The organism is Methyloversatilis sp., from assembly GCF_030696805.1.
Classification (GTDB): domain Bacteria; phylum Pseudomonadota; class Gammaproteobacteria; order Burkholderiales; family Rhodocyclaceae; genus Methyloversatilis.
Genome location: NZ_JAUYRO010000003.1, coordinates 1 through 24,261 on the forward strand (window position 1 = coordinate 1; position 24,261 = coordinate 24,261).

Consider the following 24,261-nt stretch of genomic DNA (forward strand, 5'->3'; position numbering starts at 1 on the left):
TGCACCACGGCAAGTTCGAGCGGCGTGGTGACCAGCTTCTGCGTGCCCTGGATGGCGCTCACAGTGAAGGAGTACTTGCCATCTTGAGCAACTGCCGTGCCAGCCGTGTCGGTACCGTCCCACACGAACTGCGTGATGCCGGCATCGCGAGCATCCAGATTGATTTCCTTCACCAGTACGCCATTGGCACCCTTGATCGATACCGTGACGCGATCGGCCGGCGAGGTCAGCTCGATGCCGCCCAACGACTTGCCATTCACCAGTTCCAGCGCCGACCCTTCGACCAGCACTGCATGGCCGACCAGCGCTGCGGCCTGCAAGTGCTGCGAGTCGGCGGAACTGCTGGTGAGCTTTTCCAGCGTGCTGTTGAGTTTGCTGATGCCATCCACCGTACTGATCTGTGCCAGCTGAGAGGTGACCTGTGCGTTGTCCATCGGATTGAGCGGGTCCTGCATCTTGAGCTGCGTCGTCAGCAGCATCAGGAAGCGGTTCTGCGCCTTGTCGATTTCCGAAGTCGCCTTGGTCTGCGTCGTGTTCAGCGAGCTGTAGATATCTGCCGCCGAGGTATTGCCTGTCGAATTGACTGCCATGACGATTCCCTTACTGTCCGATGGAGAGGGTCTTGAGCATCAGCTGCTTCGCGGTATTCATCATTTCCGCGTTGGTCTGATACGAGCGGGAGGCGGAAATCATGTTCACCATCTCTTCCACCACGTTGACGTTGGGCATCTGTACATAACCCTCCTTGTTCGCCGCCGGATTGGTCGGGTCGTAGGTGGTGCGCAACGGCGCTGCGCTTTCGACGATCTGCGTCACGCGCACGCCATTGGCTTCGCCGCCTTCGCTGATCGGACGCACTTCGAACACCACCTGCTTGGCGCGATAGGGCTGGCCATTGGCCGAGGTCACCGAATCCGCATTGGCCAGGTTGCTGGACACCGTGTTCAGGCGAACCGACTGGGCGGTGAGCGCGGAACCTGCGATGCCGAATACGTTGAACATGTTTCCCATGATCAGTCTCCTTACTGGCCTTGTATGGCGTTCTGCATCGTGCGCAGGCGACCGTTGATGAAGGTGAGCAGCGCCTCGTACTGCACGGTGTTCTCGGCGAAGGCGGCACGCTCGACGTCCATGTCCACCGTGTTGCCGTCGAGGCTGGACTGCGTTTCGGTGCGGTACTTCAGCGAAGCGTCCATCGACGCGTCACCCTTGGCTTCGATATGCCGCGCCGACGTGCGCGCAAGCTCGACCGGGCCACCGAGACGTCCACCCATCGCGGCTTCCAGCGCGCCGCGAAAATCGACGTCGCGCGCCTTGAAGTGCGGTGTATCGGCGTTGGCGATGTTGGCGGCCAGCGTTTGCTGGCGGGACGCACGCACACCGAGGGCGGCTTGCGGAAGGTCGAGCAGTTTGTCGAGAGGGTTCGGCATGATGGGTATCCCATTGCAGCTATCGTGCCAGCCACTCTATGACCCGATTGCCGGTCTGGATCGGCAAAAAAGGACGGTTGCTGCCCCGCCTTTCAAGGCTATCTGCCGCCCGGAAGCGGCAAACCTTGCCGCTTCCGGGCTCCGTGAATCGCCGCAAACCCAATGCTGGAAAGGGTTTTAGGGCCGGCAAGCCCGGATTGCGGCAACGACCGGTCGACAAACCGGAACAAGGCGGTGCTTTCCGCCCTATTTGCGTCATCGCAACGCAGGCTCGGGTGGTGCAATGGAAACCTTGCCAAGGAGCCCGCCATGATCCGTCGTCTGCTGATCCCCTCATGTATTGCCCTGTGCAGCGCCGCACTGGCCGCGCCGCCCGTGGCGCCGGCCAGTGACCAGCTGCGGCTTGCAGTGGGCGACTTCCTGCAGCAGCAGACGGCCGGGCTGCCGAGTCAGGCCAGTTTCGAGGTGGGGCAGGTTGACGCACGGCTGGCGCTGGAAAGCTGCGCCGCTCACGAGGTATTCCTGCCGACCGGCAGCCGCGCGTGGGGTCGCGTGCAGGTCGGCGTGCGCTGCATCGCCGGCGCCAGCTGGACGATCTACGTGCCGGCGCGGGTCAAGGTCAGCGGCGACTATCTGGTCGCTGCGCGCGCGCTCGGTCGCGGCCAGATCATTGCCGACGGAGATTTCGGCTTCATGCGCGGCGAGCTGACCGAATTGCCACCCAATATGGTCAGTGATCCGCAGCAGGTGATCGGCCAGACGGTCAATGCCGCCATTGGCGCAGGCCAGCCGCTACGCGCAGACTGGCTGCGCGCTCCGGTCGCGGTCCAGCAGGGCCAGCAGGTGAAACTGTTCGCGCGCGGTAACGGATTTGCGATCAGTCACGACGGCCGCGCGCTTGCCAGCGCACAGCAGGGCCAGATGGTGCAGGTGCGCACCGGGCGCGGCCAGGTCGTCAGCGGCGTCGCCCGCCCGGGCGGTCAGGTGGAGGTTGTCTATTGAGACAATCCGCCCGACACCAACAGGTCGGTCGCCACCGGCCCCGCCGCTTGGTATATTCATGAGCCTGCCGCCGTGTAGGACGGCTCCCTACAAAAAGTCCTAAAGTTTTGTAGCGGTGCCGTCGTAATACGAGTCGAACGTCTTATGAAAGGGTTCATCGTGAAAATCGACGGAACTGGAAAACCGCTTGCACCGACGGCAACTTCGGCTACCAAGAGCAGTTCGGCGAACAATTCGACGACTGCAACTTCATCTGCCGCAGCACCCGGCGCGCAGGTCGACATTTCGGGCACGTCCTCGCGACTGCGAGAACTTGAAGCGTCTGTCGCCAATGTACCGGTGGTCGACAGCGCACGCGTCGACGAGATCAAGCAGGCCATCGCAGATGGCCGCTTCAAGGTCAATGCGGACCGCGTGGCCGACAGCCTGATCGAAAGTGTGCGTCAGATGTTGAACACACGCCCGGCAGCCTGATGGCCGCAACCGAGCCGGCTGCTCAGACCGCAGCCAGGTTGGCCGCACTGATGACCGAGGAAGCGGTGACCTTGCGCACCGCCCTTGGCCATTTGCACGCCGAACGCCGCGCACTCGAAGCGGGCGAAGTCGATACGCTCGCCGTGCTTGCCGCCCGCAAATCCGAAGCGTATGGACGCTTGGCGCAACTGGGTGACGCACGGACTGCGCTGCTGGCCCGCGCCAGCAGCAAGCCGGGGCGTGACGACATCGAAGCGCTGTTCCAGAGCGCTCCCGACTGGGCTGCGTGCAGGCAGCCCTTCACGGAACTTGTTGCGCTTGCCCGGGAAGCCCACGACCTGAATCAGGCCAACGGCGTGCTCATCCGCGCGCAGATGAAGTCCAGCCAGCAGGCGCTTGCGGTGCTGATGTCGGCATCGGAACAGGCATCGACCTATGGGCCGGACGGCCAGTCGATGGCGCGCAGCACCAGCCGTTCGCTCGGTAGCGCCTGATTTTCTCGCGTAACAGACTGCGCCCGCGGCGATGGCCTGCGGGCTTTGGCGTTTCCGTTCCGGCTAGAGCTTCGGGAAACTCGATCCCAGGCTGCCTTCCGGTACATCGGCCGGCCCCGAAGGCGTCTGACCCGGCGCGGTGACGCGATCAGTAGAGTAGGTTTCGATGCGGATCGACACCCGGCGGTTCTTCGCCCGCCCTTCTTCGGTCGCGTTGTCGGCCAATGGCCGCTGGTCGGCCAGACCGGCTGCGGTCAGCCGGGTCGACAGGATGCCCTCGTCGGCGAATACCCGCGTCACGGCGCCCGCACGAACCGCCGACAGTTCCCAGTTGGAACCCAGCCTGCCGCCGGCCGGGACATTGTCGGTGTGCCCTTCGATCACCAGCGGGAAATCGGTGTAGAGCAGAACGCGCGCGATCGCGCCGATGATGTCCTGCGCAGCCGGCTCGAGCACGCTTTCGCCCGGGCCGAACAGGAACTTCGCGTCGAGATCCACCGTAATGCCCAATGCGCCCTGGGTGACGCTGGCCAGCCCTTCACGGGTCAGTGCAGACAACGCCTGCTGGATGTCCTTCGCCGCCTTGTCCGCCCGCTCGCGCCGCTCCTGCGCTTTCTGCGCCGCGCGATGGGCACGCAGTTCATCGATCTCGACCTGCATGCGGGTACTCTGGTCGGTGGCCGGCAGTTCGATCAGCCGCACGCCCTCGCGTGCCGCAAAGGCGCTGTTCAGAGATTGGCTCAGCGTGCGGTATTTGCCGTCATTGACCTGCGAAATCGCGTACATCACGACGAAGAACGCAAACAGCAGGGTCACCAGATCCGCGTACGAAATGAGCCACCGATCATGGTTCTCGTCCGAATCCGGCACATAGCGACGCTTCCTCACGGTCCGCCTGCGCACTCAACCGGGCACCGGCGCGACATAGCCGAGCAATCGGCTTTCGATGATGCGCGGGTTGTCGCCGTTGGCGATGCCGGCCAGACCGTCGACGAACATTTCGCGCAGGCTGATCAGCTGGGTGACATGCATCTGCAACTTGCGCCCGATCGGCAGGAAGATCAGGTTCGCACTCCCCACACCGTAGATCGTCGCCACGAAGGCGGTGGCGATACCGGCGCCGAGCCGCGCCGGATCTCCCAGGTTCTCCATCACGTGAATCAGGCCCAGCACCGCGCCCAGAATGCCTATCGTCGGTGCGTAGCCAGCAGCGGCGTCCCATACGCGGGCAGCCTGGCGCAGCGTGGTTTCGTAGGTGGTGATCTCGACCTCCATGACCTCGCGCAGGCGTTCCGAATCGGCGCCATCGACCAGCAACTGCACGCCCTTGCGGAAAAACGGATCAGGTTCGCTGCCGATGTGCTTTTCCAGCACCAGGATGCCTTCGCGTCGCGAAAGCGTGGCCCAGCCGACCAGTTTGCGGATCATGTCGTCGGGTACCGCTGCCGGTGCAGAAAACGCCCAGCCGCCCATGCGCATGCCACGCATGAAAATGGGAAAGCGGGTCTGCAGCATGGTCGCGCCCAGCGTTCCCCCGAGAACGATGACCAGCGCGGCCGGCTGGAACAGCGATGACAGGCTGCCCCCTTCGAGCACCTGGCCCGCCATGATGGCGGCGATGCCCAGAGCCAGACCGACGATGCTGAGACGATCGACACGCATGGGATATCGGGCCGGCGCGCTCAGGTACGCGCCGAGATGCGGCTGCGCAGGCGCGCGATGGCCTGACTGTGCAACTGGCAAACTCGCGATTCCGAAACTCCGAGGATTTCTCCGATCTCGCGCAGGTTCAGGTCTTCTTCGTAGTACAGGCCCATGACGGTCTTTTCGCGATCCGGCAGGTCGCCGATGGCGCGCACCAGAACATCGCGCATGTTCTTGTCGAGCAGCCGGGCGAGCGGATCGAGATCTTCGGTGCCGACGCTGTGACGATCCAGATAATCGTCGTCGTCACCGTTGGTGAAATCTTCGAAGTAGACGAGCTGGTAGCCACGCGCTTCCTGCAGCATCTTCTGGTACTCACCCAGCGGCATGCCGAGCGATTCGGCCAGTTCGCCTTCGGTCGGCTGACGGCCCTTGGCCTGCTCCAGCGTGGTAATGGCGGTTTCGATGCGGCGCATGTCGCGCCGCAGACTGCGCGGGAGCCAGTCGTTTTCGCGCAGGCCGTCGAGCATGGCACCGCGGATGCGCTGCACGGCATACGTTTCGAACTGCGCGCCGAGACTTTCTTCATAGCGGTTCATCGCATCAAGCAGCCCGAGCATGCCGTTCTGGATGATGTCTTCGACCTGCACGCTGGCCGGTAACTTGGCCATCAGGTGGTAGGCGATGCGCTTGACCAGCGGCGCATAGTGCTTGGCGAGCTGGTCGCGGTCCAGTGTTCCGGATGCGGTATACATAGGTCGTCCTCTGCTTCGGCCGGCTGCGCGATCAGGCTACGCGTGCCGAAAGCCCATCTGGCAGTCCGGCCGGATCGCCGGACTGTGTGTCGTTGTGCGGCATCAACATACCGGGTTTTTCCGTCTCGCGGGTCACGAAGAGCTTTTCGGCAAGATCGCGTCCGATCTTGAGGGCATCGTCACCCGCCACCACAAAATTCGGCCGTTGATAGCCGGCTGGCAGGCAACCCAGCCAGTGCAGCGCGCTGCCGAGGTGTTCGCTCACCACGCCATTCAGGCTGGCGAACGCTTGGCGGGCGTCCGACACCGAGCGCGCGCGGCTGACACCGACATGAACCGGGCGCACCGCCCCGGCCGACAGCGGCGCATTGCCGGTCAGATGACGTTTGATCAGCGCGTACGCAGCGGTGACGCTGACACCGGAGGCTGCCGTCACCACCGCCAGACGATCGGCGCGACGGGCCAGCGCCGACAGTTGCGATTCTTCGAGCGCGCAGTCGATGATCAGCAACTCGGTTTCGCGCGTCAGCTCGATCAGTGCTTCATCCAGCGCCTCGAGTTGCAGGCGGTTCAACTGCCGCGAGTTCTGCGCAAGACGTGCCGCGGGCACCACCGATACGCCGTGCTGCGACAGCAGCGGTACCGACGCCAGCGGGCAATCGCGGTTGATCGCCTGCAACAGGTCGAGTCGGGAAGTCAGCCCCAGCCGCGCAGTCGCCGAACCCAGTCCCTGATGTTCATCGATGACGGTGACGCGAAGGCCGCTGCGTGCGGCTTCGATGGCGGCGCCGAGCGCCACCGAAGTCGCACCGACGCCCGCCATCGCGCCCGCCACGCTGATGCGCTGGGTCGGGTAGCGGCGGAACATGGCGCGCAGACCGGCGGCCTGGTCCTTCATCGGATCAGCCACGGCTCACCTCGCTGCGTGCGGCGCGACGCGACGATGCCATGACCAGTCCGGCGTCCTGCGCCGAAAGGTGCTGCGGCGAATCCTCACCGGCCGCGCGCAGTGCGCGATGCAGCAGATAGGCGCGATTGGGCAGATGCAGGTCTTCCGGCACGCGCTGGCCGTTGGCGACATAAAAGAGCGGCAGCTGGTGGCGCATCAGCACGTCGAGCACCGGCCCGAGCGTGACCGACTCATCGACCTTGCTGATGATGGCGCCCGCCAGGTCTGCCCCGCCATTCGGCGCCGAATAGGCGCGCACCACGTCGTCGAGCGCATCCGCTCGGGCCACCGCGTTGAGCAGCAGCAAGCGGCGTACGTCACCGCTGGATGACAGCATGGCAATCTGTTCGGTCACCGCCTGGTCGCGCTGGCTCATGCCGACGGTGTCGATCAGCACCATGTGCTTGTCGCGCAGTTCGACCAGCATGCGGCGCAGGTCGGACGCATCGCGCACCGCATGTACCGGCACACCAAGGATGCGGCCGTAGATGCGGAGCTGTTCGTGCGCGCCGATCCGGTAGCCGTCGGTGGTCAGCAGCGCCACCTTGTCGGCACCGTGCCGCACCACGCAACGCGCGGCCAGCTTGGCGGTGGTCGTGGTTTTGCCGACACCGGTCGGGCCGACCAGTGCATACACACCGCCGCGGTCGATGATGTCGGCGTCGGAATTGAGCGTGATCAGATCGCGACCGATCAGTGTACGCAGCTCGTTGCGCGCGGCGGCCAGAGAGTCGGAGGCGCCCAGCTGGTCGAGCAGGCGGTAGGTGGTGGTCGCGCTAAAGCCGGACTCCAGCATTTCGCCAGCGAGCGTCGCGTTCAGCGGCGAGGTCCGCGACATTTCTCCCCAGGCGAAGCCAGCCAGCTGCTGCTCGAGCATGCGGCGGATGCTGCCCAGTTCGGCGCGCAGAGCGCCGTCAATTTCGGGCGCCCGATCCGCTGCCTGCACGGTGGCGCGTTGCGGCGCCGGAACGGCTTCGGCGGCCGGACGACACTGCGCAACTTCGGCGTGAGCACCGAGCTGCACCGGATCGACCGGCGCAGCGTCGGGCCGGCCCAGTTCAATTCGGGAGTTGGCGGCCGGGATGTCGCGGCCGTAGGCCATGTCGCGCAGCTCGCTCGGCGTCGCCGGACGGGGCTTGTACGGCTGCCAGGGCTTCGGTGCGCGCACTTCGGTGCTCGCGGCAGCCACCCGGGCCGCGCTTGGCGCGGCGCTGCGTGCGGCGACACTGCTCGACAGCGTGAGCTGGAAGTCTTCGTCATCGGCTTGCGATGCCATGGCGACCGGTTTCGCCTTCGGCGCCGGTTTTCTGGCAGCCGCCGTCATCGCGTCGAGTGCGTTGGCCGGCAGCGCAAGGATTTCCACCCCGCCTTCGACCGGTCGGTTGGACAGCACGATGGCGTCCGGGCCGAGTTCTTCCTTGATGCGACGAAGTGCGTCGCGCGCACTGGCTGCGAGATATTTGCGAGGCGTCATGATTTGACTCCGATGACAGAGGTCACTTTGATGGTGCGTGTTTCAGGAACTTCGGAATTGGCAACAACTTTCAGACTAGGTACCGCACGGCGCAGGAAGCGCGACAGCAGCCAGCGCAGTGGCGCCGGTACCAGCAGCACCGCTGGAAGCCCCATTTCTTCCTGCTGCTGTGCGCTGCGGGCGACTTCGTGCATCAGCGTGTCGGCCAGACCCGGTTCGATGACAGACCCGTCACCGCCGGCGCCCAGCGCCTGACCGAGCAGGCGTTCCAGACCCGGATCGAGCACCATGACCTGCACGTCGGCGTTGCCGGGGAACAGTTGCTGCACGATGGCGCGACCCAGCGCCACACGGACGCGGGAAGTCAGTTCCAGCGTGTCCTGGGTGCGCGCTGCATAGTCGGCCAGCGTTTCGATGATGGAACGCATGTCGCGGATGGCCACGCCCTCTTCCAGCAGACTCTGCAACACACGCTGAACCGTGCCGAGCGGCAGCGCCTTGGGCACCAGATCTTCGACGAGGCGCGGTTGATCCTTGCCCACGTGGTCGAGCAGCGCCTGCACTTCCTGCCGGCCGAGCAGTTCGGCGGCATGGCTCAGGATGAGGTGATTCAGGTGGGTAGCCACGACGGTGGCGGCATCGACGACGGTGTAACCCAGCGCATGCGCCTGTTCTCGCAGGCCTTGTTCAATCCACACCGCAGGAAGGCCGAATGCCGGATCCTTTGCTTCACGCCCGGGCAGCGCACCTGCCACCCGACCCGGGTTGATTGCCATAAGGCTGCCCGGATACGCCTCTCCGCTGCCGACATCGACGCCTTTGAGCGTAATGCGGTAGCCGTTGGGCTTGAGTTCGAGGTTGTCGCGGATATGCACCGGCGCGGTCAGGAAGCCGATTTCAGCCGCGAACTTCTTGCGCAGGCCACGGATGCGCTTCAGCAGTTCGCCGTCCTGTCCGCGATCGACCAGAGGGATCAGGCGGTAACCGACTTCCAGGCCCAGCGTATCGACCGGCACCACGTCGCTCCAGGCCGCTTCCTGCGACTCCGGCATCACCACGTTGGCGCCCTCGGCCGCTTGCGCTGCGGCGGCATGCTCGGCGGCCTCCTTCGCCTTCGGTCGTGCCTGGGCATTCACGCCGCGCCAAGCCAGATAGCCCAGCACCGACGCCAGCAACAGGAACACGAAGTTGGGCATGCCGGGAATCATGCCCATCAGGCCGAGGATGCCGGCCGAAATGGCCAGTACGCGAGGGTCGCCGAACAGCTGGCCGATGACCTGCCCGCCGACGTCCTGGCCACTGCCGACTCGCGATACCACAAGACCGGCAGCGATTGAAATGATCAGTGCCGGAATCTGTGCCACCAGGCCGTCGCCGATCGTCAGCAGCACATAGGCCTTGGCGGCTTCGCCGGCACTCATGTCATGTTCCATGACGCCGATCAGCAAGCCACCTATCACGTTGATCAGCAGGATCATGATGCCGGCGACCGCGTCGCCGCGGACGAACTTCGACGCACCGTCCATCGAACCGTAGAAATCTGCCTCATCGGCAATTTCCTTGCGCCGGCTGCGCGCCTCGTCCTCGCCAATCAGGCCGGCGTTGAGGTCGGCGTCGATCGCCATCTGCTTGCCGGGCATCGCGTCCAGCGTGAAGCGCGCGCCGACTTCGGCGATGCGCCCGGCGCCCTTGGTCACGACCACGAAATTGATGACGGTCAGGATGATGAATACGATGATGCCGACCGCGTAGTTGCCGCCGACCAGGAAGTGGCCGAACGCTTCGATCACCTTGCCCGCCGCATCCGGACCGGTGTGACCTTCGAGCAGCACGACGCGGGTGGACGCAACGTTCAGCGACAGCCGCAGCAGCGTGGTAACCAGCAGGACGGTGGGGAAAACTGAAAAATCGAGTGCGCGCGTGGTGTAGAGCGCTACCAGCATCACCATCACCGACAGCGCAATGTTGAAGGTGAAGAACACGTCCAGCGCGAAGGTGGGCAGCGGCAGCACCATCATCGACAGGATGAGGATGATCAATATCGGCGCAGCCAGTTGCTGGATGTTTGGTGTGCCGATTGCCTGCCGGAGCGAGAGGGAGGAAGCCATGTCAGTATTTCAGCTCACCGGGCGCCTCTCGAACCCCGGAAAGAAGCGGGGTTTTCCCCGGCTATTGGCGCGACTGAAACAGCAGGGCCTGACTGGCGCCGGCCGCGTGCTTGCGCAGGCAGCGCAAGCACGCCGGAAATGGATCCTTACAAACAGGGGTCGCTTTCATCTACTCGGGCATGCGTTACTTGCGCTTGTGCGCTGCACACCCACAGGAGAACACGATGAACACATTGGCCCGCACTGCTTCAGCCCGCTCGCTGCATCCGGCGCTGTGGGTGGCCGCGCTGTCGATCACGGCTTTCAGCGCGGTCGGCATCGCTTCAATGACCGGAATGCTCGAACGCTCGCCGGCGCCGGCACCGATTCAGGTCGTCGCGGCGGCCAGCGTCGATCCACTTGCCGCGACCGCTGTCGCACCGGTTGCCCCGGTCGCGGAGCAGCCGGCCGTCACGCAGGCACCGGCCAAGTCGGCGACCGCTGAAAGGCCGGTCGTGGTCGCGCAGCCAAGGAAGCCGGAACTGACGCAGTACGCCGACGCGCGCCCGGTACGCGTGGCAGACAGGACCTACGACCCGGGTATCGATATCACGGCAGCACCACAACGTGACATAGACCAACCGATCGACACGTCGCGCGCAGCTTCTAACCGTATCGAGAACGATTACCGGTCAGCACCGACGCCGCTGTGTATAGACTGCGGCATCATCGAGTCGATTCGCGAAGTACAGGCGGCTGCCGATCCGAGCGGTCTGGGTGCGGCGGCAGGTGGTGTGGTCGGCGGCCTGCTCGGCAATAATGTCGGCAAGGGCAGCGGCCGCACGGTGGCCACGATCATCGGCATCGCCGGCGGAGCCTACGCGGGACACCAGATCGAGAAGACACAGCGCAAGACGACCCGGTACGAATTGGGTGTGCGCATGAACAACGGTGACTATCGTACGGTCACGCTTGACGCAGCACCGAACTGGCATGTCGGCGACAAGGTGAAGTTGCAGAACGGCAACCTTGTCCAAGGCGACTAGCGAGTCGTTTCAGGATTCCTCTTCCTCTCTCTCCGTGAGGACGTTTTCCGGGCACCTCAGGGGTGCCCTTTTTTTCTACATTTTCTCGTTTGCTCTTCGGGCGTCAGCGTACGCGCTCAAGACGTACCACTTCTTCATCGCCTGTATTCAGCGATACCTTTCCTTCAAGCATTCGCGCATCAGCTGAAATTCGCACATGCAGATTGCCACCGGCCACTTCGAAGCTGCCGTCTCCACTGATCAGCATCAGCGCCATGTCGAGTTCATTGCCAAAGACCTCACCACGCGCGGTGTAGCGCACATGCGTGAGCTGCGTGCCGTCGGCTGCCAGCGACGCGATGTAGGACGCCCACTGCGGCCGACTGTCGACGCGCACCGGCTCGGATCGCAATTCGACAGCATCGCCGCGCTGGCGTAGATGTGCCGGTGTGCGCTGGCCGTCGGCGGACACAAGAAGCCAGTCGCCATCCAGAGAATTTGGCACGGCTGGCTCCGGCGCTGGTGTGTCGACGGGTGGATAGCCGGAACGCAAAAGCACGCCGGCACCTGCAACGGCTGCGAGTGCAATACCTGAACTCAGGACCAGCCGACGCGTCCCTACCGTGCTCGCAACCCCCTCTGGAGCCGCGCGCGGCACACCCAGCGTCTCGATGTCGGCCACGATGCGCGGCAGGTCGACGCCCGACCAGTCGTCGGTGCGCAGCGGCAGTGCGTGCCATTCGGTGACTGTGCGCAACGGCGCGGGAAGGCTTTCAGCGGAAGGCATCGGCGCGCCGTCGACGCGCAGCGGCATCAAGGTTGCGCCGGCAGCGATCGCTGACTGGATTTCGCCGCGTACCGGGTCATCCGCATCATCGATGCGCAAACGCCCGTCCTCATGTCGCGCGCCGAAGAAGGCTGGCGTGATCAGCAGCAGTACGACTGGCCTGTTGCCGATGGCGTTGTTGATCGCTTCACGCCAACTGCCGCCGCCCCGCAAGTCATGCCGGTCGAGGAAGACCTGCGCGGCGCCAAAAACGTCGCCGAGGTCGTCAGCCAGCCTGCTGGCGTCCTTGGTGCCGTCGGCACTGCGGTAGCTGATGAAGATCCGGTTCATGCGGGAAGGCAAGGCAGCGCCTCGGCGGAAAGCACACACTTGATGAGTGTATGCCCGGAACAGCAGGGGCAACAGTCGGGCATCAGGCTGCCATTGCAAGGAACGATCAACGCTGAAACCTGGCGTGGACGCCTCTGTATGCACCGCCCTTCTTTTCTGGCGTGCGGCCCGGGCCAACCGCGTCGGACCTGAAGCAGCCGCTCATTCCGTGACCGGATGACCACGACCCTGCACCGGGTAAAACGGAAAGTGAAGGCGTGCGACGCGGAAGTGCAGAAAGTGACGCTGCGCTGGCCAGAAACGACCTGACGTGCGCAGTGCGGGCCCAGGCAAGCGAGCTGACGGACTGCGCGACCCGACACGTTCGGGCCGCGCAGGCTCAGCAAACCCGCGCCAGGCGAGCCAGAACCCTCTCACGGCCGAACGCTTCAAGAACGGCATCGATCGACGGCGTCTGCGGCTGGCCAATCAAAGCCACGCGCAGCGGGATCGCCACCTGAGGCATCTTAATGCCGCACTCGGTGCACGTTTCCTTTATCGCTACCGAAAGTGCCGCCTTGTCCCACGGCACACTTTCCAGACGTGCAGCCAGACTGCGCAACGCGTCGCGCGCCAGATCGGTCAGGTGCTGCGCCAGCATGTCGGGCGACACATGAAGGTCGATGTAGAAGGCTTCGAGCGCGTCGGTCAGCTCGACCAAGGTGGCTGCGCGGTCCTTGTAGAGCGCGATCAGTGGTTCGAGCTGCGGACCGGCTTCCGGATCGACTCCACGACGTGCAAGACGGTTTGCCACATCGGCTGCCAGCCACACATTGTCGGTCAGCTTCAGATAGTGTGAATTCAGCCAGCGTAGCTTTTCGGTATTGAACTGTGCTGCCGACGGCGTGATGTGGTCGAGGTCGAACCATCCGACAAACTGTTCGCGTGAAAAGACTTCGTCATCGCCGTGACTCCAGCCCAGCCTCGCCAGATAATTGATGACTGCTTCCGGCAGATAGCCATCTTCCTCGTACTGCATGACGCTGACAGCGCCGTGCCGCTTCGACAATTTTTGGCCATCGTCGCCGAGGATCATCGACAGGTGGGCGTACTGCGGTACGTTGGCCCCCAGCGCGCGCAGGATGTTGATTTGGCGCGGCGTGTTGTTCACGTGATCGTCCCCGCGGATGACGTGGGTAATTCCCATGTCCCAGTCGTCGACGCAGACACAGAAGTTGTAAGTCGGCGTACCGTCGGCGCGCGCGATGATGAGGTCGTCCAGCTCATCATTGGCTATCGCTATGCGACCCTTGACCTGGTCGTCCCATGCAACCACACCGGTGACGGGATTGCAGAAGCGGATTACTGGCTCGACCCCGGCTGGTGCCTCTGGTAGCGTGCGGCCGGGGCCCGGACGCCAGCGCCCGTCGTAGCGTGGCTTTTCGTTGCTGGCTCTCTGCTGCTCGCGCAGCGTGTCGAGTTCTTCCTGCGTGGTGTAGCAGCGATAGGCATGGCCCTGCTCAAGCAGCTGCGAGATGACTTCCTTGTAACGCTCCATTCGCTGCATCTGGAAGAACGGACCCTCGTCATGCCCGAGGTCGAGCCAGTTCATGCCGTCAAGGATCGCCTGTACTGCCTCGGGCGTGGAGCGTGCCACATCGGTATCTTCGATGCGCAGCACGAACTGGCCGCCGTGATGACGGGCGTAAGCCCAGGAAAACAGCGCCGTGCGCGCGCCGCCGATGTGGAGGTAACCGGTCGGACTCGGCGCAAATCGCGTACGGACAACTTGAGTCATGGCAATGCCTGCGAAAGATGAGCGCGCGATTGTACCGCCAGCGCAGCGGCCATTTGACGGCACTTCGCTTAACAGCTAGTATTCGCGCCCTGTCATGAATGCAGGGCAGTTAGCTCAGCGGTAGAGCACCGCCTTCACACGGCGGGGGTCACTGGTTCGATCCCAGTACTGCCCACCAATCTTGAAAGCCCGAACCGAGGTTCGGGCTTTTTTTTGCCCTGCGGGTTTGGGGATGATCAAGGCTTGGGCGGAATGCGCAGCTTCTGCCCGGGATAGATCTTGTCCGGATGCGACAACATCGGTCGGTTGGCTTCGAAGATCAGCGGGTACTTGTTGGCGTCGCCGTAGTAGGTCTTGGCGATCTTCGACAGGTTATCGCCCGACTTCACGTCGTGATACTGGGCTTCCGGTTCGAGGTTGAGCACATTGAGCTGGTCCTGCACCGAAGACACGCCGGCCACATTGCCGGCCGACAGCACGATGCGCTCGCGCGTCGCCTGGTCGGCGCAGGTTCCTGACACTGTGCATGTCGAGGTACTGCCGTCAAAGGACACGCTGAGCGCAGTGGCCGCCAAGCCCAGCTTTTCGATATACGACTTGATGGCGTCACCGGCAGCGCGGTCGAGTTTTGCTCGGTTTTCCGGTGTAGGAGCCGCCTTGACCTGGTCGGTTGCGGCCTTGGCCTCACCAGATCCGAAGAGCTTTTCGCCCGCATCTTTCAGGAAATTCAGCAATCCCATGTTGTGCCTCCTGTGGTGTAGTGACGACGTTGTGGTGGGCTCATGATAGCCGACCCACAAAGCGGGGCTGCCGAAACCTCTTCCTTCGAATTGATGTACGGTCGCCACACGCGCGTTTGACGCGTCGCGCGTACTTATATACATTCAAGCTTGTTTGTAAAAAGATTGCCTTATATGGTCCGACGAACCAAAGAAGAAGCTGAAGCAACGAGGCTGCAGCTGCTTGATGCCGCAGAACGCTGCTTTCGTGAAAAGGGGGTTGCGGGCACAACGCTGGACGACATCGCAAAAAGCGCCGGGCATACGCGCGGCGCGGTGTACTGGCACTTTGAAAACAAGGCCGACATATTCGAGGCGGTGTGTGAGCGCGTCACAACGCCGATGCAGGCAATGCTCGGCGATCTCGCGGCCGATCCAGGTAACGATCCGCTCGGTTTTTTGCGCAATGACGCGATCCGCGTGCTGCGCATGCTGACTGATTGCGAACGCGTGCAGGCAGTGTTTGAAATCAAGTTCTGCAAACTGGATGGCGGGCCGGATTTTGACCGCCTGCGCAGCCGCGAACTTGAAACCCACAGCCGCTGCCTCGATATGCTCGAAGTCGTCTTCGGCGCTGCGGTGCGCATCGGGCAATTGCCCCTGCACCTTCCACCACGGGAAACCGCGGAGGCGATGCACGCTTTCATTGGCGGGCTGATGCGTAGCTGGATTGAACGACGCGACTTCGACTTGCAGAAGTCCGCGCCCTGGCTGGTCGATACCTTTCTGATTGGCCTGCGCAACGCACCGGTTCCGGATCCCGCGGGCTGAAGACACACGCCCAAACATAAAGGCCGCCTACGAGGCGGCCTTTATGTTTGGGCGTGTGCACCGCGGCTACTGCTGCTTCACCGCCTCAATCGCCTTACTGTTTATAGTTACCGGATAGCGCTGACGCAGAGAACCCAGATAAGCTGCAAAATCATCCTGCGAAACGGCCTGGTCGAGTTGGGCCTTGATTGCTTCTATTCGCTGCGGATCAAGTGCTTCCTTCGGTTGCTTGACAGCGCTGATGCGGAACACCGCATAGCCTCCGTTACCCATTGGGAAACCAAGGTAGGCAGGCAGCGCATTGGCGGGCGCATTGAAGATGGCGCGCACCATTTCCGCGGCCGGTCCTTGCGCCTGGGCACGCGAAACATCCTGCGGCGGCGACCAGTTCAGTGGTGCATTCTCTCCGGCCTTCAGTTTTGCGATGGCCGCTTCGCCACGCTCGCGCGCCATCTTTTCGCCGGCCGCAAGCCCCAGCTGTTTTTCAATTTCCGCCTTCACATCTTCGAACGGTTTGACCGACGCAGGAAGTTGTTCGACGACACGCGCGGATACCAGCGTGTTGGAAGCCGTTTCGATCGCCTGTGTGTTTCGGCGGTTCTTTACTGCGTCTTCCGCGAAAATAGCGTCGCGCAGCTTTTCATTGTCGAACGGCGCCGGCATCAGGAAACCCTTCGGAATCAACGGGCTGATTTTTACCTGGAGGCCGAGCTTTTCGGCGGCCGGCGCGAGCGAATCGGCCTGCTCATACACGGTATTGCTGAACACCTCGGCCAGTTCGGCGAATTTGCGGCGTGCCGACTGCTTTTTCAGTTCCTCGGCGATTTCTGCCCTCGCCTCGTCCAGCGTCTTACCCTGCCCACCGCGGACTTCGGTGAGCTGAATGATGTGCACGCCGAAATCCGATTCTATGACGCCGCTGACCTGACCCGGCTTGAGCGCGAATACGGCATCTTCGAATGGCTTCACCATCGTTCCACGTCCGAAGTAGCCAAGATCGCCGCCCGCGTCCTTCGAGCCGGGGTCCTGCGAATTCTCTTTCGCCAGTTCTGCAAACTTTGACGGGTCGGCGCGCAGCGTCTTGAGCAGCGCTTCGGCTTTCGTGCGGACCGCGGCGCGATCATCAGGACTGGCCGATGCGTCGATCGTCAACAGGATGTGACTGGCCTTGCGTTCTTCGCCCTGCATGTAGCGCGACTGATCCGCATCGTAGGTTTTCCGGATGTCTTCTTCGCTCACGTCCATCGTTGCGGCGAGCGCGGTTTCGCTCAGCGTCAGGTATTCCACCTTGACCTGTTCGGGTACCTCGAACTGCTTCAGGTTGTCGTCGTAATACTTCCGCACCTGCTCGGGCGTGATATCGACCTGCTCGATGAATTCAAACGGCGTGATCACCGCCTCGCTGACTTCGCGCTGTTCCTGCTGCATTTGCGCCCAGCGCTTCGCAAGCGATGCCGGAACGAACGAACTTCCGGCAACGCCAGCGTAAAGCTGGCGAATCAACAGATCCTGACGGATACGGGCCAGCAGCCCGTCACGGCTGTACCCCTGGGACTGCGCTACCTGATCGAAACGCGCCTCGGAAAACTTGCCATCCACCTGGAAACCGGGGATGGCGGCGATGATCTGGCTCATGCGCGCGTCGGGTACGGTGAGGTTCGTGCGTTGCGCTTCCTGGATCAGCAAGCGCTGACTCACAAGACCGTCAAGCGCCTGACTGCGCACCTCTGCGCGTTCCATGATCTTAGGGTCGAACTCCTCGCCCATCATTTCGCGCAACCGGTCCTGCTGGTCGCGTAAAGCGGCAGTGAACTCTTCCTGCGCGATCTTCGCACCGCCGACGACCGCGGCATCTTCACGCTGCACGTCGCTGTTTACGTAGGATTCGACGCCGAAGAACGCGAACGGCAGGATCATCAGCAACAGGACACCCTGGACGACGCGCTTGTTGTTGCGAACCGCATCAAACATAAGAACCTTTCGCGGGGCCCACGTGGTGCAGGCGCGAAAAATGAAAAAGGCGAACCCAAGTTCGCCCGCTGTCAGTTTTGGCGGAGTGGACGGGACTCGAACCCGCGACCCCCGGCGTGACAGGCCGGTATTCTAACCAACTGAACTACCACTCCGTTCTGGTGGGTGCTGACGGGCTCGAACCGCCGACATTCGCCTTGTAAGGGCGACGCTCTACCAACTGAGCTAAGCACCCGCCGATTGCTGCGCGAGCTTTGGGTACTGCGAAAAACAGCCCGCGATGATACCTCACAAGAGGCGTCGCGGGCTGTAGTCGCGCGGACTGTCAGTGAGTGATGACGGTAGCGGCGGCAACCGCGGCGTCTTCGACTTTGGCAATCGGTGCCGCCGGATCGGCGTCCGGCAGAGCGTCGGGCTTGCGCTCCAGCGCACGCTCTAGCACCTCGTCGATCCACCTGACCGAAACGATTTCGATCGAGTTTTTCAGCGTATCGGGCATGTCCGCAAGATCCTTCACATTTTCGTGCGGAATCAATGCTGTACGGATACCACCGCGGACGGCAGCAAGCAGCTTTTCCTTCAAACCGCCGATGCCGAGAACTTCACCACGCAAAGTGATTTCACCTGTCATGGCCACATCGGCACGCACGGGAATTCCGCTCAAAGCGGACACCAGTGCAGTCGTGATGGCAATACCAGCCGACGGTCCGTCCTTCGGCGTGGCCCCTTCCGGGAAGTGCACGTGCAGGTCGACCTTTTCGAACACTTCGTCCTTGATGCCCAAGCGACGTGCGCGCGACCGGACGACGGAACGCGCCGTCTCTACCGATTCCTTCATCACGTCCCCAAGCGAACCGGTGCGCTGCACGACACCTTTGCCAGGCATCGTCGCTACCTCAATCGTCAGCAATTCGCCGCCGACTTCCGTCCACGCCAGACCCGTAACCTGACCAACCTGATTGTCCTTCTCCGCAATACCGAAGGTATAACGGCGAACGCCGAGGAATTTATCCAGATTCTTGGCGTTGATGATGATCTTCGACGAGCGCTTCTTCAGCACCAGGCCCTTGACCACCTTGCGGCAAATCTTCGACACCTCGCGCTCCAGCGCACGCACACCGGCTTCCCGGGTGTAGTAGCGGACGATATCGCGCAGCGCATCTTCAGTTATCGAAATCTCTTCCTTCTTCAGGCCATTGTTCTTTATCTGCTTCGGAACCAGATAACGTTGGCTGATATTGACCTTTTCATCCTCCGTGTAGCCCGACAAGCGAATGACTTCCATTCGATCGAGCAACGGGGCAGGAATGTTCAGCGTGTTGGCTGTCGCAACGAACATGACGTCCGATAGATCGTATTCAACCTCAACATAATGATCGACGAAGGTTGAATTTTGTTCTGGATCAAGCACTTCCAGCAAGGCTGATGATGGATCACCGCGGAAGTCCTGCCCCATCTTGTCGACTTCATCGAGCAAGAAAAGCGGATTCTTTACCGCCACTTTGGTCATGTTCTGCAAAATCTTGCCGGGCATTGAGCCGATGTACGTCCGGCGATGCCCACGAATCTCCGCTTCATCACGCACGCCGCCGAGCGCCATGCGGACGAACTTGCGGTTCGTCGCCTTGGCGATTGACTGACCGAGCGAGGTCTTTCCGACCCCCGGAGGACCAACCAGACACAATATGGGCGCTTTCAGCTTGTCTACGCGCTGCTGAACAGCCAGATACTCGAGAATGCGCTCTTTAACCTTTTCAAGACCGTAATGGTCGCGGTCAAGCACCTTCTCAGCCTCGGCGAGATCTTTGAAAATACGTGACTTCTTGCGCCAGGGCAGGCCAACCAGCGTTTCGATGAAATTGCGCACGACCGTCGCTTCAGCCGACATCGGCGACATCAACTTCAACTTTTTCAGTTCGGCTTGCGCCTTGGCGATAGCTTCTTTTGTCATGCCGGCAGCCTTGATCTTCTTCTCGATTTCTTCGAGATCTGCGCCGTCCTCGCCCTCGCCCAGCTCTTTCTGGATCGCCTTCACCTGTTCGTTCAGGTAGTACTCGCGCTGACTCTTCTCCATTTGCCGCTTCACGCGACCGCGGATGCGCTTTTCAACCTGCAGGATGTCGAGTTCTGTTTCCAGCTGCGACAGCAAACGCTCGATTCGCTCCCCGGTGCCGAACAGCTCGAGTATGTCCTGCTTTTGCTCGAGCTTCAGCGGCAGGTGTGCTGCGACCGTATCTGCAAGGCGACCCGCTTCTTCAATGCTCGATAGCGACGTCAGGATTTCCGGCGGGATTTTCTTGTTCAACTTGACGTACTGGTCGAACTGACCGATAAGCGCACGGCGCATCGCCTCAATCTCGTGAGAGTTCTGCTCGACTGCCGGCACGGTAGTGATGTTAGCCATGAAGAGCGTCTTGATATCAACGATGTCTTCTACGGTCGCACGCTGGGTGCCTTCAACGAGAACCTTAACGGTGCCATCCGGCAACTTCAACATTTGCAGGATATTGGCAACGCAGCCGATGCGGTAAAGATCATCCGGATTCGGCTCATCCTTGGCGGCTGACTTCTGGGCGACCAACAGGATGCTTTTGCCGGATTCCATCGCCGATTCCAGCGCCTTGATCGACTTAGGACGACCGACGAAAAGCGGGATGACCATGTGGGGGAAAACGACGACGTCCCTCAGCGGCAGGAGTGGAAGCTCCAGTTGTTCAGAGACGGTTTGAAGGCTGGACATTGATATTCCTTAACGCGACAGTGTCAAGCAGATTGGGGCGACAATGCCCGAATCAAGCCACCTCGAAGGCGCACCCGCGTTACACGACTCCGGTTCGCGGGCTTCAGTTCGACCCTGACACTTTGGGTTGGTCTGCAAACAGCATGATGGGCTTGCTTTCGCCTTCGATCACACCTTCATCAATGACAACTTTGGTGACGTTATCGATCCCCGGCAGTTCGTACATGGTGTCAAGCAACGCTGACTCAATGATACTTCGCAGCCCGCGTGCCCCAGTCTTCCGCTTCAGCGCCTTGCCGGCGATGGCCTGCAGCGCCGCCGGCCGGATTTCTAGTTCGACGCCTTCCATCTGGAAGAGCTTCTGATATTGCTTGATCAATGCGTTCTTCGGCTCAATCAATATCTGAATGAGCGCCTCTTCATCGAGTTCCTGCAGCGTAGCCACAACCGGCAGACGGCCAACAAATTCGGGGATGAGGCCGAACTTGATCAAATCCTCCGGCTCGACATCGCGGAGCGCTTCCCCGGAATTTCGGTTGTCGCGACTCTTTACCTCGGCTCCGAACCCGATACCGAACTGCTCGGTGCGATTGCGGATCACCTTTTCGAGACCGTCGAAAGCGCCGCCGCAGATAAACAGTATGTTCGTTGTATCGACCTGAACGAAGTCCTGGTTGGGATGTTTTCGACCTCCCTGCGGCGGTACGCTGGCCACCGTTCCTTCGATCAGTTTCAGCAGCGCCTGCTGAACACCCTCGCCTGACACGTCGCGGGTGATGGATGGGTTATCGGACTTGCGAGAAATCTTGTCTATCTCGTCGATATAGACAATACCCTGCTGTGCCCGTTCGACTTCGTAGTCGCACTTCTGCAGCAGCTTCTGAATGATGTTCTCGACGTCCTCGCCGACGTAGCCGGCTTCGGTCAGTGTCGTAGCGTCAGCCATCACGAAAGGCACATTCAGAAGGCGGGCGAGCGTTTGCGCAAGAAGCGTCTTTCCCGAACCCGTTGGCCCGACGAGCAGGATGTTGCTCTTCGACAATTCGATTTCGTCCTTGCGCGACATATGGCGCAGACGCTTGTAGTGGTTGTACACCGCAACAGCTAAAATACGTTTTGCTGGGGATTGACCGATCACATACTGATCGAGTATTTCGCAGATTTCTTTCGGCGACGGCAAGTCGCTGCGAGCGCCTTTACTAGACTGCTCGCTGCTGATCTCATCGCGAATGATGTCATTACACAAGTCGATGCATTCATCGCAAATGAATACCGAGGGCCCGGCGATAAGCTTTTTTACTTCGTGCTGACTCTTTCCGCAAAAAGAGCAATACAGCAATTTCTCGGATCCCGATTTTTTTTCGGTCATGGCTTTACTCCAGACTTCAACGTTACTGCACAGCGTGAAGGATCAGGTCGTGCCTTCGGCGCGGGTCGTGAGTACCTTGTCAATGATGCCGTAATCACGGGCCTGTTCAGCCGACAGGAAGTTGTCGCGATCGGTATCACGCTCAATGGTTTCAATCGGTTGACCGGTGTGATGCGCCATGATTGCGTTCAGCCTGGATCTCAAAGTCAAAATTTCGCGAGCATGTATCTCGATGTCCGAAGCCTGACCCTGGAATCCTCCCATAGGTTGGTGAATCATCACGCGCGAGTTCGGCAAACAGAAACGCTTACCCTTTTCACCAGCTGACAACAGAAACGCTCCCATGCTGGCGGCCTGTCCGATGCACAGCGTCGATACCGCAGGCTTGATGAACTGCATCGTGTCGTAAATCGAGAGCCCGGCCGTAACCGATCCTCCCGGTGAATTTATGTAGAAGAAAATATCCTTGTCGGGATTCTCAGATTCGAGAAACAATAGCTGAGCAACAATTACGTTCGCGGTCGAATCATTCACCGGGCCGACAAGAAAAATTACTCGCTCGCGTAATAGGCGCGAGTAGATGTCATACGCCCGTTCGCCACGCCCACTCTGTTCAATGACCATGGGTACGAGGCCCAAGCCTACGGTTTCCGACATCATTCTTTTCACTCCTTGTTGAAGCAGGTACGCCTACTCCAAGTTTATCTGGTTACCGGCCGGTGCCCGGGATCGCGGAGATATTGCTCAGCAATGGGTCAGTTTGACGCCATCAGCTCGTCAAACTCGACCGTTTTTGGCGTTACCTTGGCCGCCCGGAGTACCCAGTCGACCACGTTATCCTCAACAACCATTGCTTCGACTTGTGCGAGGCGTTGTGTATCGCTGTAGTACCAGCGGACGACATCAGCCGGATCTTCGTAACTTTGCGCCTGTTCTTCAACTACAGCTCGGATCTGCTCTGGTTTTGCATAGAGTTCGTTTTTCTTGACTGCTTCCGCAACAAGCAAACCAAGACGGACTCGCCGTTCGGCCTGGGCCAGGAACCAAGTCGGCTCTACAGGAATGTCTTTTACGTTCATTCCCCGTGAGGCGAGATTTGAGAGCGCTTCCTCGGCAAGCCGATGAGATTCCTGCTCACAGAGTGAAGTCGGAACATCAAAGGTATGCTTTTCGAGCAGTAGATTCATGACCTCATTTTTGACCCGAGCATGGAGGCGCTTCTTGACCTCGCGCTCCAAGTTTGTGCGAACGTCAGCCTTGAGGAGAGAAACATCTCCACTGGGAACACCGAGCGACTTCGCAAATTCTTCGTCTATCGCCGGCAGTTGCGGGGCTTCTACTGTCTTAATTTTGACTTCGAACTGAACGGTCTTGCCAGCTAGATCTTTAGCCTGATAGTCGTCGGGAAATGTAAGTGGGAAAGTTTTGGATTCACCTTGCTGCATGCCTTCTAGGCTGACTTCAAACTCCGGCAACAGCGATCCGGCACCGAGCACCAATGGAAAATCCTCTGCAACTCCGCCGTCAAATGGAACTCCTTCCTGAGTGCCTCGAAAATCGATGGTCAAGCGGTCTTCCTTGGCTGCTTTTTTGTCAGCTGCGGAATAAGTGACACGCTGCTTGCGAAGAACTTCCATCGTTTTCTCTACTTCGGCATCGCCGACGGGAAGCACGGCCTGCTCGAGAGTTGCGTCAGACAAGTCCGCGAGTTCGATGTCCGGATACACTTGGAAAGTCGCACTGAACGCAACCCGCCCGGGCTCGGTCGACTCAAGCGGTTCGATCTTCGGATTACCGGCCACGCGAAGGTGTTGTTCGCGTACTACGTTGCCAAACTGCATCTGAACCGCTTCGGTGAAGGCCTCCGAGCGCGCTTGGGCAGCAAACTGCTGCTGCACCAACTTCATCGGAACCTTTCCCGGACGGAAACCTGGCATTTTTATCGTACGTGCCATCTTGACGAGTCGTGCGGCAACATCTTTCTCGACGTCGGCTGCAACAACGGACATATTGATTGTCCGCTCGAGGGAGTTTGTCGTAGAGGTGCTCAGGGCCATCAGCCAATATCCTTGAATCGATTGAAAAAAACAGGCAAGAACCTGCATTGAATGCTTGGATAGCCTTAGAGGATAGCACAGCCCCCTACGGGTGTCGTGCGAAGGAAATGATCACATCCGATAAGCTAGGTGCGGCGAACAAGACCTTGAAACAACAAAGATTTACCGCGAAAGCTTGGTCGCGCTAACTACCTCAAACACGTTCCAATGCTTCAAACACGAACGCCCGATCACGTTGTTTTGTGATCGGGCGTTATGTGTTGATGCGTAGGGTAGCCTGGCACTGACCTACTTTCGCGAGCGTAGTACTCACTATCATTGGCGCGGCTGCGTTTCACGGTCCTGT

At 60.9% G+C, this 24,261-nt stretch carries 22 protein-coding genes and 3 tRNA genes; 6 read left to right on the top strand and 19 right to left on the bottom strand.

Annotated features, from left to right (window positions below):
- From Q8R75_RS00375 to flgB, 3 genes are all read right to left on the bottom strand, one after another.
- On the bottom strand, window positions 1–590 hold a 590-nt coding region (locus tag Q8R75_RS00375), incomplete at its 3' end, for a flagellar hook assembly protein FlgD (protein ID WP_305663469.1).
- 10 nt (window positions 591–600) lie between these two features.
- The gene (gene flgC / locus Q8R75_RS00380) at window positions 601–1,002 is read right to left on the bottom strand and encodes a flagellar basal body rod protein FlgC (protein WP_069037959.1); all 402 of its coding nucleotides are present in this window, start codon (window positions 1,000–1,002) and stop codon (window positions 601–603) included.
- A 20-nt stretch (window positions 1,003–1,022) separates the two neighbouring features.
- Complete coding sequence (gene flgB, locus Q8R75_RS00385; protein WP_257097644.1) at window positions 1,023–1,430, bottom strand: flagellar basal body rod protein FlgB; 408 nt, start codon at window positions 1,428–1,430, stop codon at window positions 1,023–1,025.
- Between the two features lie 309 nt (window positions 1,431–1,739).
- On the opposite strand from flgB, the gene flgA reads away from it, so the two are divergent.
- The 3 genes from flgA (at window position 1,740) to Q8R75_RS00400 (ending at window position 3,400) form a co-directional block, all read left to right on the top strand.
- A complete protein-coding gene (gene flgA / locus Q8R75_RS00390; RefSeq protein ID WP_305626079.1) occupies window positions 1,740–2,432 on the top strand; it encodes a flagellar basal body P-ring formation chaperone FlgA in 693 nt (230 codons plus the stop codon).
- Between the two features lie 144 nt (window positions 2,433–2,576).
- Window positions 2,577–2,906 carry a flagellar biosynthesis anti-sigma factor FlgM gene (gene flgM / locus Q8R75_RS00395; RefSeq protein WP_305663470.1) on the top strand — a complete coding sequence of 110 codons (330 nt, stop codon included), beginning with the start codon at window positions 2,577–2,579 and terminating at the stop codon, window positions 2,904–2,906.
- Window positions 2,906–3,400 carry a flagellar protein FlgN gene (locus Q8R75_RS00400; RefSeq protein WP_305626078.1) on the top strand — a complete coding sequence of 165 codons (495 nt, stop codon included), beginning with the start codon at window positions 2,906–2,908 and terminating at the stop codon, window positions 3,398–3,400. The genes flgM and Q8R75_RS00400 overlap by 1 nt, the downstream gene beginning before the upstream one ends.
- Window positions 3,401–3,463: 63 nt before the next feature.
- Here the strand turns inward: Q8R75_RS00400 and Q8R75_RS00405 are convergent, their stop codons facing one another.
- The 6 genes from Q8R75_RS00405 to flhA are packed head-to-tail and all read right to left on the bottom strand — an operon-like array spanning window position 3,464 to window position 10,330.
- Entirely contained in the window at window positions 3,464–4,288 is an 825-nt protein-coding gene (locus Q8R75_RS00405; RefSeq protein WP_305626077.1) for a flagellar motor protein MotB, read from the bottom strand.
- A 15-nt stretch (window positions 4,289–4,303) separates the two neighbouring features.
- On the bottom strand, window positions 4,304–5,062 hold the full coding sequence (locus Q8R75_RS00410) for a flagellar motor protein (RefSeq protein ID WP_257081495.1): 759 nt from the start codon (window positions 5,060–5,062) through the stop codon (window positions 4,304–4,306).
- A 20-nt stretch (window positions 5,063–5,082) separates the two neighbouring features.
- On the bottom strand, window positions 5,083–5,799 hold the full coding sequence (locus Q8R75_RS00415) for an RNA polymerase sigma factor FliA (protein ID WP_305626076.1): 717 nt from the start codon (window positions 5,797–5,799) through the stop codon (window positions 5,083–5,085).
- 31 nt (window positions 5,800–5,830) lie between these two features.
- Complete coding sequence (locus tag Q8R75_RS00420; protein ID WP_305626075.1) at window positions 5,831–6,709, bottom strand: hypothetical protein; 879 nt, start codon at window positions 6,707–6,709, stop codon at window positions 5,831–5,833.
- Complete coding sequence (gene flhF, locus Q8R75_RS00425) at window positions 6,702–8,222, bottom strand: flagellar biosynthesis protein FlhF (RefSeq protein ID WP_305626074.1); 1,521 nt, start codon at window positions 8,220–8,222, stop codon at window positions 6,702–6,704. Before flhF ends, Q8R75_RS00420 begins: the two co-directional genes overlap by 8 nt.
- Window positions 8,219–10,330, bottom strand: a complete 2,112-nt coding sequence (flhA, locus tag Q8R75_RS00430) for a flagellar biosynthesis protein FlhA (RefSeq protein WP_305614490.1) — start codon at window positions 10,328–10,330, stop codon at window positions 8,219–8,221. Before flhA ends, flhF begins: the two co-directional genes overlap by 4 nt.
- Window positions 10,331–10,554: 224 nt before the next feature.
- Here flhA and Q8R75_RS00435 point away from each other — a divergent pair, with 224 nt between their 5' ends.
- On the top strand, window positions 10,555–11,355 hold the full coding sequence (locus Q8R75_RS00435; protein WP_305614491.1) for a glycine zipper 2TM domain-containing protein: 801 nt from the start codon (window positions 10,555–10,557) through the stop codon (window positions 11,353–11,355).
- Between the two features lie 103 nt (window positions 11,356–11,458).
- Here Q8R75_RS00435 and Q8R75_RS00440 read toward each other — a convergent pair whose 3' ends face one another.
- On the bottom strand, window positions 11,459–12,628 hold the full coding sequence (locus Q8R75_RS00440; RefSeq protein ID WP_305663471.1) for a toll/interleukin-1 receptor domain-containing protein: 1,170 nt from the start codon (window positions 12,626–12,628) through the stop codon (window positions 11,459–11,461).
- Window positions 12,629–12,830: 202 nt separating this feature from the next.
- Window positions 12,831–14,228 carry a glutamate--tRNA ligase gene (gene gltX, locus Q8R75_RS00445; protein ID WP_305614493.1) on the bottom strand — a complete coding sequence of 466 codons (1,398 nt, stop codon included), beginning with the start codon at window positions 14,226–14,228 and terminating at the stop codon, window positions 12,831–12,833.
- 103 nt (window positions 14,229–14,331) lie between these two features.
- Between gltX and Q8R75_RS00450 the strand changes: the two genes are divergently transcribed.
- A tRNA-Val gene (locus tag Q8R75_RS00450) sits at window positions 14,332–14,406 on the top strand.
- Between the two features lie 58 nt (window positions 14,407–14,464).
- Here Q8R75_RS00450 and lysM read toward each other — a convergent pair.
- Complete coding sequence (gene lysM / locus Q8R75_RS00455; RefSeq protein ID WP_305614494.1) at window positions 14,465–14,968, bottom strand: peptidoglycan-binding protein LysM; 504 nt, start codon at window positions 14,966–14,968, stop codon at window positions 14,465–14,467.
- A 174-nt stretch (window positions 14,969–15,142) separates the two neighbouring features.
- Between lysM and Q8R75_RS00460 the strand changes: the two genes are divergently transcribed.
- Window positions 15,143–15,778 (top strand): TetR family transcriptional regulator, encoded by a 636-nt coding sequence (locus Q8R75_RS00460; RefSeq protein WP_305614495.1) that lies wholly within the window; start codon window positions 15,143–15,145, stop codon window positions 15,776–15,778.
- A 66-nt stretch (window positions 15,779–15,844) separates the two neighbouring features.
- Here the strand turns inward: Q8R75_RS00460 and Q8R75_RS00465 are convergent, their stop codons facing one another.
- From Q8R75_RS00465 to tig, 7 genes are all read right to left on the bottom strand, one after another.
- Window positions 15,845–17,749 carry a SurA N-terminal domain-containing protein gene (locus Q8R75_RS00465; protein ID WP_305614496.1) on the bottom strand — a complete coding sequence of 635 codons (1,905 nt, stop codon included), beginning with the start codon at window positions 17,747–17,749 and terminating at the stop codon, window positions 15,845–15,847.
- Window positions 17,750–17,827: 78 nt separating this feature from the next.
- Window positions 17,828–17,904: transfer RNA gene (locus Q8R75_RS00470), tRNA-Asp, on the bottom strand.
- Window positions 17,905–17,908: 4 nt separating this feature from the next.
- Window positions 17,909–17,984: transfer RNA gene (locus Q8R75_RS00475), tRNA-Val, on the bottom strand.
- A gap of 90 nt (window positions 17,985–18,074) precedes the next feature.
- A complete protein-coding gene (lon, locus tag Q8R75_RS00480; protein WP_305614497.1) occupies window positions 18,075–20,489 on the bottom strand; it encodes an endopeptidase La in 2,415 nt (804 codons plus the stop codon).
- Window positions 20,490–20,592: 103 nt separating this feature from the next.
- Complete coding sequence (gene clpX, locus Q8R75_RS00485) at window positions 20,593–21,858, bottom strand: ATP-dependent Clp protease ATP-binding subunit ClpX (RefSeq protein ID WP_305614498.1); 1,266 nt, start codon at window positions 21,856–21,858, stop codon at window positions 20,593–20,595.
- A 42-nt stretch (window positions 21,859–21,900) separates the two neighbouring features.
- Complete coding sequence (gene clpP / locus Q8R75_RS00490; RefSeq protein WP_069037977.1) at window positions 21,901–22,518, bottom strand: ATP-dependent Clp endopeptidase proteolytic subunit ClpP; 618 nt, start codon at window positions 22,516–22,518, stop codon at window positions 21,901–21,903.
- Between the two features lie 95 nt (window positions 22,519–22,613).
- Window positions 22,614–23,915, bottom strand: a complete 1,302-nt coding sequence (tig, locus tag Q8R75_RS00495) for a trigger factor (RefSeq protein ID WP_305613801.1) — start codon at window positions 23,913–23,915, stop codon at window positions 22,614–22,616.
- Between the last annotated feature and the right edge of the window lie 346 nt (window positions 23,916–24,261).

Coding starts and splice junctions, on each gene's coding strand:
- flgC (WP_069037959.1), bottom strand. CDS start 1,002: ATGTTCAACGTATTCGGCATCGCAGGTTCCGCGCTCACCGCCCAGTCG.
- flgB (WP_257097644.1), bottom strand. CDS start 1,430: ATGCCGAACCCTCTCGACAAACTGCTCGACCTTCCGCAAGCCGCCCTC.
- flgA (WP_305626079.1), top strand. CDS start 1,740: ATGATCCGTCGTCTGCTGATCCCCTCATGTATTGCCCTGTGCAGCGCC.
- flgM (WP_305663470.1), top strand. CDS start 2,577: ATGAAAGGGTTCATCGTGAAAATCGACGGAACTGGAAAACCGCTTGCA.
- Q8R75_RS00400 (WP_305626078.1), top strand. CDS start 2,906: ATGGCCGCAACCGAGCCGGCTGCTCAGACCGCAGCCAGGTTGGCCGCA.
- Q8R75_RS00410 (WP_257081495.1), bottom strand. CDS start 5,062: ATGCGTGTCGATCGTCTCAGCATCGTCGGTCTGGCTCTGGGCATCGCC.
- Q8R75_RS00415 (WP_305626076.1), bottom strand. CDS start 5,799: ATGTATACCGCATCCGGAACACTGGACCGCGACCAGCTCGCCAAGCAC.
- flhF (WP_305626074.1), bottom strand. CDS start 8,222: ATGACGCCTCGCAAATATCTCGCAGCCAGTGCGCGCGACGCACTTCGT.
- flhA (WP_305614490.1), bottom strand. CDS start 10,330: ATGGCTTCCTCCCTCTCGCTCCGGCAGGCAATCGGCACACCAAACATC.
- Q8R75_RS00435 (WP_305614491.1), top strand. CDS start 10,555: ATGAACACATTGGCCCGCACTGCTTCAGCCCGCTCGCTGCATCCGGCG.
- gltX (WP_305614493.1), bottom strand. CDS start 14,228: ATGACTCAAGTTGTCCGTACGCGATTTGCGCCGAGTCCGACCGGTTAC.
- lysM (WP_305614494.1), bottom strand. CDS start 14,968: ATGGGATTGCTGAATTTCCTGAAAGATGCGGGCGAAAAGCTCTTCGGA.
- Q8R75_RS00460 (WP_305614495.1), top strand. CDS start 15,143: ATGGTCCGACGAACCAAAGAAGAAGCTGAAGCAACGAGGCTGCAGCTG.
- Q8R75_RS00465 (WP_305614496.1), bottom strand. CDS start 17,749: ATGTTTGATGCGGTTCGCAACAACAAGCGCGTCGTCCAGGGTGTCCTG.
- lon (WP_305614497.1), bottom strand. CDS start 20,489: ATGTCCAGCCTTCAAACCGTCTCTGAACAACTGGAGCTTCCACTCCTG.
- clpX (WP_305614498.1), bottom strand. CDS start 21,858: ATGACCGAAAAAAAATCGGGATCCGAGAAATTGCTGTATTGCTCTTTT.
- clpP (WP_069037977.1), bottom strand. CDS start 22,518: ATGATGTCGGAAACCGTAGGCTTGGGCCTCGTACCCATGGTCATTGAA.
- tig (WP_305613801.1), bottom strand. CDS start 23,915: ATGGCCCTGAGCACCTCTACGACAAACTCCCTCGAGCGGACAATCAAT.